This window comes from Chamaesiphon sp. VAR_69_metabat_338 (assembly GCF_031423935.1).
GTDB lineage: Bacteria > Cyanobacteriota > Cyanobacteriia > Cyanobacteriales > Chamaesiphonaceae > Chamaesiphon.
The window spans coordinates 1-2,101 of the sequence record NZ_JANPGM010000478.1; the positions used below are offsets into that span (position 1 = coordinate 1).

Genomic DNA, 2,101 nt, shown 5'->3' on the forward strand with positions numbered 1-2,101 from the left:
GGTTAATTGCGCGGGATGTGAATAAATCGGACAGCCATTGGTCGTCTGTCCCTCCCCAAAACCGACGCCGCCTTTATAACAGTGATAAGTGGTACATTCTGCCGCACAAGTACCTTGCTGGGCACGGAGTTCGACGATCGATAGTTTAGCAAACAAGCCATTCATCCCCCCGATCGGACACAGATAGCGACACCAAAAGCGGCGTTCAAAAATCAGCGAAAATAGTACCGCGCCACCAGTAATCAGCAGTAATAACCAACTAGATAAATAAGCGGTGTTTTCTAAATTCCAGAGTTCTTCCCAGAGAAATATCAGCACAAATAAACCAAATAAAAACCAACCACCCCACTTTTCCGCAGTCTCACGCGGCCATTTAGCAAGCGTGCGGGGCCAGAATTTGAGCGAGAGTTTTTGGACGATTTCGCCGTAAATCATGAACGGACAAAAAGCGCACCACAATCTGCCAATGATTGGAAATAACAATAAAATTAACGGCCACCACCACGCCCAAAATAGATTGAGTGCAAAGTTATGTTGGCGATCTTGAGGAGCCAGAAATAGGATCGCTACCACGATCGGAAATACCCAAGCTGTAAATCCATAATTAATCCGATCGGGATACCAATCACTATTTAAAAACTGGCGCAATCCAGGATAAGCATTTAATAAATTTAGTCGAAATAGTTGTTTTTTCGGTGCCTGTACCCAAAATACTTCCTCTGTGAGTACCTTACTACCTTGCGCTTGCAATAAAGCTCGATCGACCATCCCCGCTAATTCTTTCAAATTACCTGGAAAATCGTAGGCTTGCAATCGGCGAATTGCTTCGGGGGTAACTTGCGGTTTTGCTAATTTTTTCTGCCGACAAATGATGTTGAGATAGTAATTGACATGTGCTTCGATATCGGCTTTACGCACCCGCAATCCTGGTACTTTAAGCTGATGGGCGATCGCTCGATCGAACGTCGGTTGTGCGTTCTCGGAAATCAGGATCGCACGAGCATTGCTCGGTCGCGGCGGTAGCGAAACTTGTCCTTCACGAGCAATTGGGGTATATTTACCTGTAGCTAATAACTCCTCGATTTGCGGCACTAGTTCGCGTGGCAATTCCTGCACGTCATTTAAAATTAACGTGCCTTCACCCAACCATTCTAGTAATCCTGGTTTACCACCCACGCGCCCAAATAATTCGGCACCATTAGCAGTAATCAAAGCACTTTTGAGGCTGATAATCGGCTGCTGACGACGTTTAGAACCAAAGTGAATCAGTGCGGCAATATTATCTTTTTCTAATCCTGGTTCGCCAGAAATTAAGACCGATCGATCGTCATTACTAGCCGCACGAATTTGTTGGCGTAACTTGATGGCATAGCGACTTTCGCCAATCACTCCCCGCTTAGCTTGAGGGACTAGATAAGTCCGTAATGCGGCTTGTCTGTCGCGCTCGTAGGCGATTTCTCCTTCAAGTTGCTCTAATTTATCCGCCAATCGCTGCGCGTAGGCGGCAGTAATTTGGGGATATTTGGCAACCAACTCCTGCCATTTTTCGGCAGAGATCGTCTGAAACTGGCATTCCGTCAAGGTGACAATCCGACTATCCGTCGGTTGAGATCGCTGCAATGCCGATAAATTCACCACCGCACCGGGCAATAGTCCTGTCGCCCACATCAATCCCGCCCTTTGGCGGTAATATCGCTCGGCTTGTCCCGATTCTAAAATGTACAGCTTGGTAACGGGCGTATCTTCGATCGTCACCCGACAGCCTGCTGGCACGGATAATACTGCTAGTTCGCACGCGATCGATCCCAACACCTCATGGGGCAACATGCCTAGTTCGGTAGCCGATTCTAACCAATTAACTAATTCTGTAGACATGGTGAGGGATGTGCCTATCGATCGTTACTTATCAGTCTATCAGGCACAGCAAGGCAGAATGCTAGACAAATTCTCTAAAAAATCCCCTCCTCGGAGGGGTGCCTGAAAGGCGGGGTGGGTAAAATCTTAGTTCGAGCCATATAATACCGACTGGTATGGGGTCGGTCGTTTTTATAGGGGTGAGGGGGTGGGGTGTTGGTTTGTGGGTGGCGGGGATATAAACCAC

Annotated in this window: 1 protein-coding gene; it reads right to left on the reverse strand. The window is 47.5% G+C overall.

Annotated features, from left to right (window positions below):
* A partial coding sequence (locus RMO84_RS13235; protein ID WP_310488920.1) for a sigma 54-interacting transcriptional regulator occupies nt 1-1,875 on the reverse strand: 1,875 nt, incomplete at its 3' end.
* Between the last annotated feature and the right edge of the window lie 226 nt (nt 1,876-2,101).